At 61.2% G+C, this 14,978-nt stretch carries 15 protein-coding genes and 1 pseudogene; 4 read left to right on the top strand and 12 right to left on the bottom strand.

Annotation, left to right across the window (positions count from 1 at the left end; all coding sequences use genetic code 11):
- From B3797_RS10410 to B3797_RS10375, 8 genes and pseudogenes are all read right to left on the bottom strand, one after another.
- A pseudogene (locus B3797_RS10410) lies at positions 1-190 on the bottom strand (pyrroloquinoline quinone biosynthesis protein C); the annotation flags it as partial.
- A gap of 3 nt (positions 191-193) precedes the next feature.
- Complete coding sequence (gene pqqB / locus B3797_RS10405) at positions 194-1,111, bottom strand: pyrroloquinoline quinone biosynthesis protein PqqB (RefSeq protein ID WP_311791042.1); 918 nt, start codon at positions 1,109-1,111, stop codon at positions 194-196.
- 51 nt (positions 1,112-1,162) lie between these two features.
- Complete coding sequence (gene pqqA, locus B3797_RS10400) at positions 1,163-1,234, bottom strand: pyrroloquinoline quinone precursor peptide PqqA (protein WP_010617686.1); 72 nt, start codon at positions 1,232-1,234, stop codon at positions 1,163-1,165.
- 148 nt (positions 1,235-1,382) lie between these two features.
- Entirely contained in the window at positions 1,383-2,402 is a 1,020-nt protein-coding gene (locus B3797_RS10395; protein WP_311791041.1) for a dipeptidase, read from the bottom strand.
- Positions 2,403-2,486: 84 nt separating this feature from the next.
- Complete coding sequence (locus tag B3797_RS10390; protein WP_311791040.1) at positions 2,487-3,269, bottom strand: hypothetical protein; 783 nt, start codon at positions 3,267-3,269, stop codon at positions 2,487-2,489.
- Positions 3,270-3,278: 9 nt separating this feature from the next.
- Complete coding sequence (locus B3797_RS10385) at positions 3,279-3,482, bottom strand: hypothetical protein (protein ID WP_311781471.1); 204 nt, start codon at positions 3,480-3,482, stop codon at positions 3,279-3,281.
- 129 nt (positions 3,483-3,611) lie between these two features.
- The gene (locus tag B3797_RS10380; RefSeq protein ID WP_311791039.1) at positions 3,612-4,550 is read right to left on the bottom strand and encodes an ABC transporter substrate-binding protein; all 939 of its coding nucleotides are present in this window, start codon (positions 4,548-4,550) and stop codon (positions 3,612-3,614) included.
- Between the two features lie 152 nt (positions 4,551-4,702).
- A complete protein-coding gene (locus tag B3797_RS10375; protein WP_311791038.1) occupies positions 4,703-5,566 on the bottom strand; it encodes an NAD(P)-dependent oxidoreductase in 864 nt (287 codons plus the stop codon).
- Positions 5,567-5,831: 265 nt separating this feature from the next.
- Here B3797_RS10375 and pqqU point away from each other — a divergent pair, with 265 nt between their 5' ends.
- Entirely contained in the window at positions 5,832-7,940 is a 2,109-nt protein-coding gene (gene pqqU, locus B3797_RS10370; protein WP_311791037.1) for a TonB-dependent receptor PqqU, read from the top strand.
- Positions 7,941-7,973: 33 nt separating this feature from the next.
- Here the strand turns inward: pqqU and B3797_RS10365 are convergent, their stop codons facing one another.
- The 4 genes from B3797_RS10365 to B3797_RS10350 all read right to left on the bottom strand — a co-directional run bounded on the left by B3797_RS10365 (position 7,974) and on the right by B3797_RS10350 (position 10,668).
- Positions 7,974-9,041: an AbrB family transcriptional regulator gene (locus B3797_RS10365; protein WP_311791036.1), complete on the bottom strand. Its 1,068-nt coding sequence runs from the start codon at positions 9,039-9,041 to the stop codon at positions 7,974-7,976.
- A gap of 1 nt (position 9,042) precedes the next feature.
- Positions 9,043-9,600, bottom strand: coding sequence for an isochorismatase family protein (locus tag B3797_RS10360; RefSeq protein ID WP_311781476.1), 558 nt, complete (start codon positions 9,598-9,600; stop codon positions 9,043-9,045).
- Between the two features lie 11 nt (positions 9,601-9,611).
- Positions 9,612-10,043, bottom strand: a complete 432-nt coding sequence (locus tag B3797_RS10355; RefSeq protein ID WP_311791035.1) for a MarR family winged helix-turn-helix transcriptional regulator — start codon at positions 10,041-10,043, stop codon at positions 9,612-9,614.
- Positions 10,044-10,122: 79 nt separating this feature from the next.
- The gene (locus tag B3797_RS10350; protein WP_311781478.1) at positions 10,123-10,668 is read right to left on the bottom strand and encodes an XRE family transcriptional regulator; all 546 of its coding nucleotides are present in this window, start codon (positions 10,666-10,668) and stop codon (positions 10,123-10,125) included.
- A 92-nt stretch (positions 10,669-10,760) separates the two neighbouring features.
- Here B3797_RS10350 and B3797_RS10345 point away from each other — a divergent pair, with 92 nt between their 5' ends.
- The 3 genes from B3797_RS10345 to B3797_RS10335 form a co-directional block, all read left to right on the top strand.
- Positions 10,761-11,936, top strand: coding sequence for a benzoate/H(+) symporter BenE family transporter (locus B3797_RS10345; RefSeq protein ID WP_311791034.1), 1,176 nt, complete (start codon positions 10,761-10,763; stop codon positions 11,934-11,936).
- A gap of 162 nt (positions 11,937-12,098) precedes the next feature.
- On the top strand, positions 12,099-13,400 hold the full coding sequence (locus B3797_RS10340; protein WP_311791033.1) for an SrfA family protein: 1,302 nt from the start codon (positions 12,099-12,101) through the stop codon (positions 13,398-13,400).
- Positions 13,401-13,402: 2 nt separating this feature from the next.
- Positions 13,403-14,978, top strand: a 1,576-nt coding sequence (locus B3797_RS10335) for a virulence factor SrfB (RefSeq protein ID WP_311791032.1), incomplete at its 3' end; no start/stop codon positions are given.

Here is a 14,978-nt window from a genome sequence, read left to right as displayed (position 1 = left end):
TCGCCTCACCCCAAAGCAGGATACTGATCTGATAGTAGAAGCGGTTCGCAACCGAGCCCAAGATCTGCTCGCGCGTCGCGTCGCCCTTGTGCATCGCGATATGGTAAGGATGATGAATATGGTAATACGCGCCTTTATCGCGCAGCGCCTGTTCAAACGCCTGCGGCGTCAGCGTCTCGGTTATCTGCATCACTCACTCCTGGAGATGAATCGCCATGCCGTCCCAGCTTACTTCTATGCCCTGCTGCGTCAGGAACTGACGCTGCGGCGACTGCTCGTTAAGGATCGGATTGGTGTTGTTAATGTGAATAAGAATTTTGCGTTTCGCCGGCAGCGAGGCGAGCAGCGCCATCAGCCCCTGCTCGTCGGAGAGCGCCAGATGGCCCATCGCCTTGCCGGTGTTGGTGCCGACGCCGGTCGCCTGCAGCTCGTCGTCTTTCCAGACGGTGCCGTCGATCAGCAGGCAGTCCGCCTTCTGCAGCCAGGGCATAATCACCGCGTCCGGCTCGCCGAGGCCCGGCGCATAGAGCAGCGTCTGTTTAGTGGCGATATTTTCAACAAACAGCGCCACGTTGTGCCCCGGCAGCGGGCGGTCGCGATAAGGAGAATAAGGCGGCGCGTTGCTGAGGATCGGGATAGCGGTAAAGCGCAGACTGGGACAAACATCGACGCTGAAAGCCTCCAGCGGCGCGATCGGACGATGCTGCAGCCCGCCGTTCCAGTGTTTCAGCATGGTGAAGACCGGAAAGCCGCTGGTGAGATCGGCATGCACTTCTGGCGTGCACCACACCTGATGCGGGCAGCCTTCGCGCAGGCTAAGCAGACCGGTAGTGTGATCGATCTGGCTGTCGGTAAGAATAATGGCGCCGATGGCGGTGCCGCGCAGCACGCCTTTTTTTATCAGTTCCGGCGTATTGGCGATCTGCTGGCTGATGTCCGGCGAGGCGTTACATAACACCCAGTTTTCGCCGTCGTCGCTGAGAATAATTGAGGACTGGGTACGCGCGCTGGCCTGAATCGTACCGTTGCGCACGCCCTGACAGTTGGCGCAGTTGCAGTTCCATTGAGGAAAGCCACCGCCAGCGGCGGAGCCAAGAACTTTGATGTACATAGGGAAACCCGGTGTTGAAACAAAATGCCCGCGCACTGGCGGGCATAAATATTAACGGTTGGAGATGTACAGCGTTACTTCCAGACCGAGACGTAAATCAACAAATTCAGGTTTTTTCCACATAATAGTCTTCCTCTAAGGTGAATGAACAAAACGATACCCGTCAGGTATCATTACGTAAACAATCAAATGATTATGCACGCAATTTTGAGCCGGCTGATGGTGCGCTAACGGCGCAGCGAGATCAACCCGCAAATGTTATGGAAATGAATCAGCCTCGCCAGATCGCCTGCAGCACGCGTTGCCAGTTGCCTGAAGCGAGTTTCTGCAGCCGATCCTGATCATAGCCCGCATCGCGAAATGCTGCGAACAGCCGCGGCAGACCTGACACATCTTTTAGCGCTTCTGGCGTGGAGATGCCGTCAAAATCAGAGCCAAATCCGACATGATCGCTGCCCATTATCATTATGAGCCGTTCATAATGCCTGACGATTTCGCTCAGCGGCGTGTCGCCGTCGCGTTTGCCGTCGGCGCGCAGAAACGCATTGCCGAAGTTAATGCCGACCATGCCGCCGCTGTCGCGAATGGCGATAAGCTGCGCATCGGTAAGATTTCGCGGCTGGGCGCAGAGCGCATGGGCGTTGGAGTGGGTGGCGACCAGCGGCGAGTCAGAGAGCGCGGCGGTGTCCCAGAACGCTTTTTCATTCATATGCGATACGTCGATCAGCATATTGAGCGCGTTAGCCTGCTTAATCAGCGCCTTTCCGGCGTCGGTAAGGCCCGGCCCGCTGTCCGGCGAGCCGGGAAACGCGCCGGTCACGCCGACGCCGAAGCGGTTAGGCAGGTTCCAGAAAGGACCGATGCTGCGCACGCCCGCGTCGTAAAATGCCTGCAGCTGTTCGCCCTCTTCATCCAGCGCATCCGCGCCTTCAATATGGGCCACCAGCGCCAGCACGCCCTCGGCACGACAGGCGGCAATATCGGCGGCGCTGCGGCACAGACGCGCCCGCCCCTGCGACTGTTCGGCGATCTGCTGCAGAATAGCCAGCTGCTGCCACATGATCTCCAGCGGCTGATAAGGCGTATCGGCAAGGTGTGGCGATGTCTGGGCGATATAGGCCTGAGGCGGCACAAAGATCGCGAACAGGCCGCCGAAAAAGCCGCCCTGCTGCATGCGCGGGAAATCGAGGTGGCCGCGTTCAATACCGTTAAAGAAGGCGTCGACCGGCGCATCACGATGATTCAGCCACAGGTTGAGCAGCAGATCGTTATGGCCATCAAAAGTTAACATCGGAGAAATAAGCGCTTAAAAAACTCGACATCGGGCTATGTTACGCGCCCGCAGGGTAAACGCCAAACCAGAGGGCACGAATGGTTACTCCGACTCCGGCGGCTGCGTAACAGAGAAGCGATCGAAAATTTTATAGGTGGCGACATCGAACAGCGAAACCGCCTCGACCTCCGCCATGGGAATAAGGTGACGGAAGTGCTGCAGGTTGAGCGGTTCAGAATCGGGAGTGATATTCTGCGCCAGGTAGAGTTCGTAATAGCGATGCTGCTCGCAGAAGCGCAGCGTCTCTTTGTCGCGGTAGCCGCTGATATAGGGGATAAGCGCCAGATGCTGCGTTTGCGTATGTTCAATGCGCGGCGCCGCGACGTAGCCGATATAAACCTTGCGCGATTTCAGCGTCACGAACACCAGCTTCTCCTCTTCTATCGCCTGCAGCAGCAGCGACTCCATGCCATCTTCTCTGGCGACTTTACGGTATTCCGCCATGCTGCTTTTCCCGTCTCGCATCGATCGTCGTGCCGCCTCGCCCGCTCGCCAGGCGCGCAGGCAGGCGAGTGCCAGACCCAGCTCAAAAAAGAGCGGATAGTTCATCAGGGTGGTGCGGGTCAGCCAGGAGTAGTAATCCCGGACGGCGTAATCGGGGAAAAAGAGATGAGGAACAGAGAGAAGCAGACTCAGAAGGAACAGCATGGCATAGATAAGCGCCACGCCGAAAAAGCCCTGAAGCGCGAATTTCGCGCCGTGCATCGCCACGTAAAAATAGGCGATCCAGCCGCTTGAGCGGGCCTGACGCGTGCGCGAAGGGTAATGGTTTTCCGTATACCAGTAGCCGCAGACCAGCACGACCATAATGACCAGCGGTCCCATCGCGCGCCCTTAACGTTTTTGCGCCAGCTCTTCCATACGCGCGCGCATCGCTCTGCCCACGTCGGGGTTATTCATATTCAGTCGGGCGTTGCCGTTAACGTCGAGGATAAGCTTGTCCTGATCGGAGTAACGCAGATCTTCATTGGTTAATCCGCGCATAAACTTATCTGGCTCGGCGAACCACTTGCCCATAAACCTTTGCAGCCTGTTCATTTTACCTCCTCGCCTTTACATCGCGCTGATGTATGCGGTTGCGCTCTGTTGAGTATACGCCAGACGCAACGAACATTCCTTGTTCAGCTTTCTACGCTGTTTTGTGCTGCCGCGCAACCGCATCCTGCTTTAACCGCCCTGCGCCACCCTCAGGCCGCGATAAAAGGTGGGTTTCACATCAAGCGTTTTCTGGATCAGGCCATATTTATGGTAAAAGTCGGCGGTCTCCTGCTGCTGTTGCACCGTATTATCGTCGATGCTTTGCCAGTGCGACCGGCGACGGGAGAACGATTTTTCCGCTGCGGCGGGCGGGAAGCCAATAATCTTCGCCAGCGTCTGCGCGTAGTCGCTGACGTGGCTGTTGGCCCAGCGATCCGCCGCCGCCAGCCGATTGACGTAATCCTGCAGCGCGGCGCGTTTATCGTCATCATTGAGGGCGGCGTCGGTGGCGGCCAGGAAGCTGTTGCCGGTAGCCAGCCCCACGCCGTTTACCAGTACGCGGCCCGTCTGCGTGACTTCCGCCAGAGCGGTGTAGGGATCCCAGGTTGCCCAGGCGTCTACCGAACCGTTAGAGAGCGCGATACGCGCATCGGCAGGTTGTAAAAAGCGCCAGGTGACCTCTTTATCGCTTAACCCGGCCTGCTCAAGCGTTTTTAACGCCTGCAGGTGGCCGATGGAGCCGCGCCCGGTGGCGATGCTTTTTCCTTTCAGCTCGGCGGCCGTTTTAATCGGCGAATCGGGACGCACCAGCACCGCCAGCCCGGCGGGCACCGATTTGCTTACCGCAACCGCTTTCACCTGCGAACCGGCGGCCAGCGAGAAGATCAGCGGCGCGTCGCCGATAATGCCGGCATCAACCGCGCCCGCGTTGAGCGCTTCCGCCAGCGGCGCGGCGGCGGGAAATTCCGCCCATTCTATGGTGTAGTTCAGATTGTCGAGCTGATGCGCTGACGCCATCTCGGCGCGCATATTACCTTTTTGATCGGCGATGCGCAGCGTGACGGCCTGTGCCTGTGCAGACGTCGCGGCGGCCAGCGCCAGCGCGATATAAACGGCGTGATATTTCATGCGGCTTCCTCCCGGCGCAAAAGAGCCAGAGTAAAGCGAACGTTGAAAATCACCGATGCCGATTCCGCATGAGGATAGTCGCCGGACGCATAAGGCTGAGGCTTTTGCGCCAGCGGTCGTCACCTCGCAGGGAAATACCGCGCCGTTACGCGCTATCCCTTCAGATAATGATGGATCGACGCCAGATCTTTTTCGCCGTAGCCTGCGTCAACCGCCTGCTGCCACAGTTCGGCGATATGCTCCAGCGCCGGCAGTTTCGCGTCGCCCTTCGCCTCTAACGCCAGCTTCGCGTCTTTCAGCGCCCAGACCAGATGCATCTGCGGGGTAAAATCTTCGCTGGCGATCATGCCGAGTTTCACTTTAGCGTAAGGGGCTGCCAGCGGGCCGCCATCCAGCACCTTCCACAGGTCCTCTGTGGTGAAGCCGAACTCCTCCGCCAGGCGCGTACTCTCCGCCAGGCTCTGCATCAGGCCGATCAGCCAGCTGTTGACCACCAGCTTCATGCGTGACGATTTTCCCGCCTCGCCCAGCCACTGGGTGCCTTTGCCGATAGCGGCGAAAACCGCTTCCGCTGCCTGAGCGCGCGACTGGTCGCCGCTGGCCATCACCAGGATCTGCGCGTTTTCAGCCGGCGCTTTGGTGCCGGAGACGGGCGCGTCGATAAAGAGCACGTCCGGACGCTGCCCGGCGCACCAGGCGATCAGGGCATCGGTTTTCTCGACGCCGATGGTGCCCATCTGCGCGATAGTCGCCCCCTGCTTCAGCGCGTCTTTAACCTGGTGCAGCGTCTTTTCCGTGGTCTCGCCGTCGGCGAGCATGGCAATAACCACATCTGCGTCGCGCACCGCCTCTTCCGGGCTGTCGCTCAGCTTCAGGCCAGACGCGACCAGATCTTCACCGCGCGCCCGCGTACGGTTCCAGCCATACACGGTAAATCCTTTTTTCAGCAGGTTGGCAGCGAAGGCATGCCCCATGGCACCTAAACCTAATACGGCGACTGCAGGTTGTTGACTCATACTGACTCCTCTGGTTGTCGTGACGGACAGATGTTTGCGGCGCTGCGCCCGGATGGGCGTTATCATTAACGCGTCCTGGAAAGTAAACATTTAAGACTGAAGGGAAAGTCAGCAAAAATCCAGCCTGGGAAAACATTTTTCGACGCTGAATTTCGCATAAAACCACCTTATTATTTACGCTTTTCAAATAATCGTAAAAAGCCTTAACATACGCGCCTAATGTTCCATTTGGTTCATTTCATCTCTTTATTACGGTCTTTCACTCATGAAAATTGCATCACTGCGTCAGGTCAGCGTGCTGTTGCCTGCCATACTGCCGCTGCCCCTGCTGGCGGCTGACAATACCGGCAGTACGATGGTCGTCAGCGCCGCGCCGGCGCAAACCGGCCTCTCTGAACTTGATACGCCCGCCGCCGTCAGCGTGGTGAGCGGCGAAGATATGCGTCAGGCCGCGCCGCGCGTTAACCTGTCGGAAAATCTCGGCAGCGTGCCGGGGCTGCAAATCCAGAACCGGCAAAATTACGCCCAGGATCTGCAGCTTTCGGTGCGCGGTTTTGGTTCGCGCTCTACCTACGGCGTGCGCGGGCTGCGCATGTACGTGGACGGCATTCCCGCCACCATGCCCGACGGACAGGGACAAACTTCCAATATCGATATTGGCTCCATTGACCATATCGAAGTGCTGCGCGGCCCCTTTTCCGCGCTCTACGGCAACGCCTCAGGCGGCGTCATCAACGTCGAGACCCAGACAGGCCAGCAGCCGCCGACGCTGGAAGCGAGCAGCTGGTACGGCAGCTACGGCAGCTGGCGCAACAGCGTTAAAGCGAGCGGCGCCACCGGCGACGGCACCCATGCGGGTGACGTCAACTACACCGTTTCCGCCTCGCGTTTCACCACCCACGGCTACCGCGACCACAGTGCGGCGCAGAAGAACCTCGGCAACGCGAAGCTGGGCGTCCGCATCGACGACGTCAGCAGCCTGACGCTGCTGTTTAACAGCGTACATATCGACGCGCAGGATCCTGGCGGCCTGACGCCGGATCAGTGGCGCGCAAATCCGCGCCAGGTGGTCAGCAACGTAACGCTCTATAACACGCGCAAAACCGTGGATCAGACCCAGGGCGGCCTGCACTACCAGCGCCAGATGAGTGAGAACGACGATCTCAGCGTCATGATGTACGCCGGGATCCGCGAAACGACCCAGTATCAGTCGATCCCGAAAAGCGTGCAGCTCAACCCTAAACATCCAAGCGGCGTAATCGACCTGACGCGCCACTATCAGGGCATCGACACGCGCTGGACGCATCGCGACACCCTGTTCAGCGTGCCGGTAACGCTGACCGGCGGACTCGACTATGAAACCATGACCGAGCGCCGCAAAGGTTTTGAGAACTTCAACGCGACCGACTACGGCGTGAAAGGCGATATTCGCCGCAACGAACGCAACCTGATGTGGAATCTGGATCCCTACCTGCAGACCGCCTGGCAACTGACCGACAAATGGTCGCTGGACGCCGGGTTGCGCTACAGCACAGTAAACTTTGATTCCAACGACTATTACATTACCTCCAGCAACGGCGATGACAGCGGCGACGCGCGCTATCACAAATGGCTGCCCGCCGCGTCGCTCAAGTACGCTATCGACAACAGCTGGAACGCCTATCTCTCCGCGGGTCGCGGCTTTGAAACGCCGACCATTAACGAACTCTCCTATCGCGCCGATGGCGAAACCGGCCTCAATACCGGACTGAAACCGGCGACCAGCGATACGGTGGAGCTGGGGACGAAAAAACGCATCGGCAACGGCCTGATCACCGCCGCGCTGTTCCAGACCGATACCAAAAACGAAATCGTCACCGACACCAGCAGCGGCGGCCGCACAACCTATAAGAACGCCGGAGAGACCCGTCGGCGCGGTCTGGAGCTGGGCGTGGATCAGCAGTTCGCCGCAGACTGGCGAGTGAAGGCGGCCTGGACGCTGCTCGACGCGCGCTATCGCAGCAACGCATGCGGCGATGAGAGCTGCGACGGCAAACGCATCCCCGGCATTGCGCGCAATATGCTCTATACCGGTCTGGAGTATGCGCCGGAACAGGGCTTCTATGCGGGCGCGGAGATGCGCTATATGAGCAATATCGCCGCCGATGACCAGAACGACGTGAAGGCGCCCTCCTATACCGTCGCGGCGCTCAACAGCGGCTATAAATGGCTGGTGCAGAACTGGACGCTGGATCTCTTCGGTCGCGTCGATAACCTGTTCGACCGCAACTATGTCGGTTCCGTTATCGTTAACGAAGGCAATGGACGCTATTTCGAACCGGCGCCGGGACGTAATTACAGCGTCGGGCTGACGGTGAGCTACGCGTTTCAGTAAGGGATATCGCCCCGGCCAGCGCCGGGGCGATCGTTATTTCTCGCGCCGCGCCATCCAGCTGGCGATCCAGCGTGACAAAATCGGGCCGGTGAACATCACCACGATAAAACGCCCGGTCTGCATCGCCATCACAAACGGCATATTAACGTTGCTCGACGCGGCAATAATCGCCACTGAATCGGCGCCGCCCGGGCTGGTCGCCAGATAGGCGGTCAGCGGGTCGATACCGGCAAACTTCACCAGTAAAAAAGCGAACAGGCCGCAGATGGCTATCAGCGTCAGCACCGACAGCAGCACGCGCGGGAAGGCGTGCGCCGCATAGCGCAGGATCTCGGCGCTGAAGCGCAGGCCGATGCCCCAGCCGACAAAGGCATAAGCCAGCGCCAGCAGCCATTTCGGCAAGGTAATGTCGACCCAGCCGACATCCTGCACCACTGAGGCAACAATCAGCGTCATCAGCATCGGACCGGCGGGAATACGCAACAGCCGCGCCGCCAGCACGCCTGCGGCAATGGTCAGTAAGGTAAAGAGAAAAGATAACGGCGCAAAAGGCGCGAAGAGATTGAGCGCGGGCGATGCTGCTGGCGCGCCGTCGCCGCCTGCCCAGAAGCGCGTCACCAGCGTCGCGACCAGCGCTACCATCATGACGCGCAGATATTGCATAAAAGCGACAAGGCGCACGTCGGCGCCAAAGCTCTCCGCCATCAGGGTCATGGCCGTTGCCGCGCCGGGCGACGATCCCCAGATGGCCGTGGAGCCTGGCAGCACGCGAAAACGCGCCAGCAGGCCACCGAGCACCAGGCTGGCGACAATTACCGAGCCGACGCACAGCACAAACAGCGGCCAGTCGTCGGCGATTTCATGAAATATCGAGGCGGGGATCGCCGCGGCGATCATCGCGCCGACGGTCGCCTGGGCGCAGTTGAACAGCGGCCGCGATATTTTCAGCGCGCGGCCGGAGGCAGCAAAGCCGATGGCCGCGAACATCGGGCCAAGCAGCAGCGCAGCCGGAATATGCAGCCACTCCAGCGCCGCAACCAGCGCCGCCGAGCTGAAAATCACCCCGGCCCAGCGCATCAGGCCCGCCTGCGCGATAGCCATCTTAGCGCGCGTTGATCAGCGCCAGCACGTCGGCGGCGGTGCCCGTCTCGCCAAGACGCGGAAATATCAGGCTGACGCTGTTATTGTGAGTATCGAGGTTAAGATCGGTCATGGCGTCGGTGGCTAGCGTGACGTTGTAACCTAATTCATACGCCTGACGCGCCGTGGATTCCACGCCGATGCTGGTGGCGATGCCGCATACCACTACCTGCGTTACGCCACGCTTCTGCAGCTCGGCATGCAGTTCGGTATTGTGAAACGCGCCCCAGGTTTTCTTGGTCACGGTGATATCGCCCGGCTGCGGCGTCATCTCAGGCACCAGCGTCGCCCAGTCGGCGGGCAGTTCGCCGCTGTGACGGCCCTGTTCGTTACGGCCCGGCGCGCCGCCGGCGACATTCACCAGCACGACCGGCAGCTGACGGGCGCGGAACCCTTCGGCAAGTTGTGCGCACAGGTCGATCACCGGCTGCGGCTCGTGCACCACCGGCAGGCGGACAATGCCGTGTTGCAGGTCGATGATAATCAGTGCGGTTTGGGTATCAAGGGTCGTCAGAGCCATGGAAAGTCCTCTCAGGATGCGTTGTCGGCGAGTCGTTGCAGTAAGGGTATAGCGGAGAGCAGCAGTTGCTGCTCGCTGGCGCTGAGCTGCGTATCGATAGCGCGCACCAGCCAGTCATCGCGCATGGCGCGGTTAGCGGCAATCAGCGCGCGAGCGGCTGGCGTCGGCGAGTAGCGGGTTTTGCGTCCGTCGTGCGGATCCGCTTCGCCCTGCACCATGCCCACCGCCAGCAGGCTGGCAACGGTAGCGCCCATCGACTGGGTGCGTACCCCTTCCGCCGTGGCCAGCTCGGTAATGGTCATCGCGCCATCGCGCACCAGATACCCCAGCACCGACACCTGCGACCAGGTGAGATCGCCCGGCGGCGCAGATTCGCGCAGCCGGCGGCTTAGCTTGCCTGTCACCATGCGCAGCATCGCGGCGGCTTCAGTCAGTTCGCTCATCGCCTTTCTCCTTACGTTAGCGCAAGTATAGAGATACGAAGGTAAACTGTGTAGTTTACCTTCGTATCAATTTGTAAGGTCAGGGACGCTTCAGGTAGTGGATCAGGCTGTGAAAACGCAGCGGCGTGGCAAGCGGGTTGCGATAGCTGTGCGCCACATCGGCTTCGAACTGCAACGCTTCGCCCGCCTGCAGCCTGCGCCAGACGCCGCGCATGCCGAGCAGCAGCTCGCCTTCTATCACCACCACCTGCTCTATGCAGCCGCTTTCATGAGGGGATGAATCGCTCTGCGCCCCCGCCGCCAGCTCTACCGCCAGCAGATCGAAACGCAGCTGCGCATCGTAAGGCAGCAGCGGCCGCACCGTCATCTGCGCGTTGAGCTGGCTGAAGCGCGCGGAATCGCCGCTCTGCAGCCCATTACCCTGAATAAAAAAAGAGAACGGGACGTTAAAACCGGTGGCGATTTTCCATAGCGTCGCCACCGTCGGGCTGGACTCGCCGCGCTCGATCTGGCCGAGCATCGCTTTACTGACGCCGGTGCGCTCCGCAGCCAGCGTCAGGCTCCAGCCGTTCGCCTGGCGCAGCTGTTTCAGCGCCTCGCTGAGATGCTGATGCAGATTTTCCATAGGCTTCTCCTGAAAACATGGCGGCAGTGTAGCACTTGAGCGCTATAGCGCACAGTGCTACGATGTGCGCTATAACGCACAAGGGAGGTTTTATGCAGCGCACCATGGCGCGATCCGCCTTTTCATTTCCGATTGTGGTCTCTGGTTTCGTCGCCGTCCTGGTCGGCTACAGCAGCTCAGCGGCCATTATTTTTCAGGCCGCGCAGGCGGCGGGTGCCTCTGCGACGCAGATCGGCGGCTGGCTGTCGATGCTGGGCATTGCGATGGGGCTATGCTCGCTCGGCCTCTCCCTCTGGACGCGGATGCCGATCCTCTGCGCCTGGTCGACGCCAGGCGCGGCGCTGCTGGCAACCAGCCTGCAGGGGCTCTCCATTAATGAAGCGGTCGGCGTGTTTATCTTTGCCAACGCGCTGATTGTACTGAGCGGCGTTACCGGGCTGTTTGCGCGCCTGATGAATATCATTCCGCCCGCGCTGGCGTCGGCGATGCTCGCCGGTATTCTGCTGCGCTTTGGCCTTGCGGCGTTTACCGGCCTGCAGAGCGATTTCGCGCTGTGCGGCGCAATGTGTCTCGCCTGGCTGCTGGCGCGACGCTGGCTGGCGCGCTACGCCATTTTAACCACGCTGGCGGTGGGCGTTGCGGTCGCGCTGGCGCGGCACGCGATCCATTTCCCGGCGGATGCGGCGAGCTTCGCGCTGCCGCAGGGCATTATGCCGCACTTTAGCCTGACCGCGCTGCTGGGCATCGGACTGCCCTTTTTCCTGGTGACCATGGCGTCGCAAAATGCGCCAGGCATCGCCACGCTACAGGCACACGGTTATCGGCCACCGGTCTCCGCGCTGATGAGCTGGACCGGACTGGTCGCCCTACTGCTGTCGCCGTTTGGCGGATTTTCCGTCTGTATCGCCGCGATTACCGCCGCCATCTGCATGGGCGAAGAGGTAGACGCCGACCCGCGCCGCTGCTGGATGGCCGCCGCGCTGGCTGGCGTTTTTTATCTGCTGGCCGGGCTTTCTGGCGCGCTGATCGCCGCGCTGTTTGTCGCGCTGCCGCCACCGCTGATTGCCACCCTTGCCGGCCTGGCACTGCTGTCGACCTTCAGCGGCAGCCTGACGCGCGCGCTGGCGGAACCCGATACGCGCGATATCGCCGCGATCACTTTTCTGATTACCGCGTCCGGCCTCTCGCTGTTCGGCATCGGCGCCGCCTTCTGGGGGCTGGTCGGCGGTCTGCTGGCACATACCGTACTGAAGCGTCGCGCCGCTTAATCACCTGGGCGCGCTGCATATTTTTCATCGCAGCGCGCGAAAAACGCCCTTAATTATCGTTTTTTCCGGCGTTTGATTTGCACTTGCTCCGCGTAAAATCACTCCAATCGCCGATAACACACGATTTTCTGCCTCAGAACTCGACCGATAAGGGCCCAACAGGTGGCAAAAACTTTTCTGCGCAGCGGCAATCTTGACGCGGTGCTGGCGCTGGGTGAAAACGGCCAGCCGGTCTACGCATCCGCCCTGCAAATTCGTGAAACCCTGCGTCTGCGTCGTCAGACGGCACTGGCAAACTGCCTGGCCATTCCCCAGCCAAACGAGCGCGGTGACCGCCTCGACTGGTACGCGCCGTTCAGCGGCAAAGTGAAATCCTGGCTCGGCGCCAGCGATTATGAGCGCCGTCAGGCGCTGGATCAGCTGACGGCGACGCAGCAGGAGATGCAGGCGCTTAGCGTACGCGCGCGCGAGGCTGACAACCCGGCGATGCGTCTGTTCGGCGCGCTGCTGGCCAAAGCGCTGCAGTTTCCCGATCAGCAGTATGTCTTTCTGGTGGACGGCAAGCCGGTGATCACCTTCTGGGGATTTGTCGACGCACAGGCGCGCACGCGCGACGATGCGCTCGCCTGCCTGCGCGATACGCTCGATGAATCCCTGCCGTCGCTGCTGCCGGAACCGGTGGCGGTCGAGCCGCAGCCGGAGATGCCGCAGATTATCGCGGAGCCGGTGCCACAGCCAGAGCCTGAGCCGCAGCCTGAACCCGCCGTTGAAACGCCGCCGGTCATGGCGCCGTCTGCGCCGCGTCGCGCCTTCCGCATCGGCTATCTCGCCCCGGTTGCGCTGGCTGTTGCCGCCGCGGCCGCTTTCTGGCTGCATCAGCCTCAGCCTCAGCCGACCCCTGTCGCCGCGCCGCAGCCTGCCGCGCCGGTCGCCGCGACTATTGCGCCACCTGCCGCGCTGATCGCCGCGCAGAAACTCGCCTCAACTCTGCCGCAGACGCCAGCAAGCGTCGCCGCGCCCGCTGAACCCTCAGCCCCTTCCGCAACGCTCGCCAGCGTAGTGACGCCTGCCGTACCTGCCGCAGACGCCGCGCTGAAAATGAGCGTGGAGGATGTTCGCAACGGCGCAATTAATGTCGTCGACGGCCGCTGGCGCGTAGTGATGCAGAATTCCTTGCCGGGCGGCGCTTCGCCGGTGCTGCACTATGAGCTCAGCGCAGGCAAAGGCAGCGCCACGGTCACCCAGGGCAACAATCTGCGCTGCACCGCCGACGAAGTGACTGCCGCCATGCTCGGCAGCGGCCAGCTGTCGGTTCGCAGCCGCTATACTGCCAAATGCAGCGACGGCTCGCGCTACCGCATGCCGCAACTGATGTGTAAACCGGGAGACGGCGCCGCCGTGTGCGAAGCGCTGTTCAGCGACAACAAATCCTTCCCGATGACGATTAAGCGTGAGAGTAAGTAACCATGTTGGCTCCCCTGATCGATGACAAACAAAAAATCACGCTGATTGAAGAGAGCGGCGTGCAGTTTCTGGATTTTGGCCTGCGCATCGCCGCAGGCCAGGCGCGCCGCCAGTTTGTGCGCCAGACGGCGAATGGTCCGCTGCTGCGCCTGAACGTCGACGGCAACAGCGGCAAGTTTTTGCTCTATCCGCAGGACGGTGGCGCGCCGGAAGTGGTGCGTCCGGAATCGGACGTGGCGCTGGCTGACTCGCTGACGCTGCTGGCTGACTGCTGGCTGCCGCTGCCGATGCTGCGCTGCGCCAGCGGCCGTCGTTTTATCGGCGGCCCGGAAAACTGGGCGCGTCTGCGCCTCACGGCGCTGGCGCAGCCCGACGCGGCGGGTAATACCCATCGCGTGACGCTGGCATTCGATACCCGCTGCGTAGCGGAAGAGGATGGCGGCGAGCAGCTCGGCCTCACCTCCGCCGACGCGCAAAACGGCGTAACCTTCTCTCTCGCCTGGCATAACTACGAGCTGGGCGAATTTCTCGATCATATCTGGGTCGACGGCTGGCTGCGCGAGGCGTTCAGCGACCGCGTCGGCGATCGCCGCGAACAGGCGATTGCGCAGGCGCTGCGCGAGTTTGAGTATCAGGCGCACTACCTCAATCTGCTGGAGCTGCTCGGCGAGCAGCTCAACCTCAGCGATATCCATCTTCAGGCCGCCACCCAGCAGACGCCCGCGGTTAATGTCGATATTATTCTCGACGTCGGCAACTCGCATACCTGCGGCATTCTGGTGGAGGATCATCCCGAAGAGAGCAATGGCCTGAAGCAGACTTACGAGTTGCAGCTGCGCGACCTCTCGCAGCCGCATCAGGTCTACAACGAACTGTTCGACAGCCGCCTGGAGTTCGCGGAAGCCCATTTTGGCAAGGCGAGCTTTTCGCTCCAGAGCGGCCGCGAAAACGCCTTTATGTGGCCGTCGCTGACGCGCGTCGGCCGCGAAGCGAGCCGCCTGGCGCTGCAGCGCGCCGGTCTTGACGGCAGCACCGGCATCTCCAGCCCGCGCCGCTATCTGTGGGACGAGGCGCGCTATCAGCCGGGCTGGCGCTTTAACCAGCCGAACGGCGCGAACGAGCCGCAGGCCAACGCCGCGCCCTTCACGTTTCTGCTCAATGATGAAGGCGAGCCGCTGCACGCGCTCTCCGCCGATGACCGCCTGCCGGTTTTTTCCGCGCACTACAGCCGCAGCTCGCTAATGACCTTTATGCTGTGCGAACTGCTGGCGCAGGCGCTGATGCAGATGAACAGCGCGGCCCAGCGTCAGCGTATGCCGCAGAGCCATGCGCCGCGTCAGCTGCGTCACGTTATTCTTACCCTGCCGTCGGCGATGCCGAAGCCGGAGCGCGAGATTTTCCGTCGCCGCATGCAGCAGGCGATCGCGCTGGTGTGGAAAGCGGAAGGCTGGCACGCCGCCGACGAGCCGTTCGACGCCGATGCGCCGCCAGCATGCCGCAAGCCGGTGCCGGACGTGCAGATGGAGTGGGACGAAGCGACCTGCGGCCAGATGGTATGGCTGTTTAACGAAACCCAGG

The sequence above is a fragment of the Pantoea sp. UBA5923 genome, from assembly GCF_002431095.1.
GTDB classification, from domain to species: Bacteria; Pseudomonadota; Gammaproteobacteria; order Enterobacterales; family Enterobacteriaceae; genus Pantoea; species Pantoea piersonii.
The sequence above is the reverse complement of the archived record's forward strand: the minus strand, read 5'-3'. Positions and strand labels throughout refer to the sequence as shown.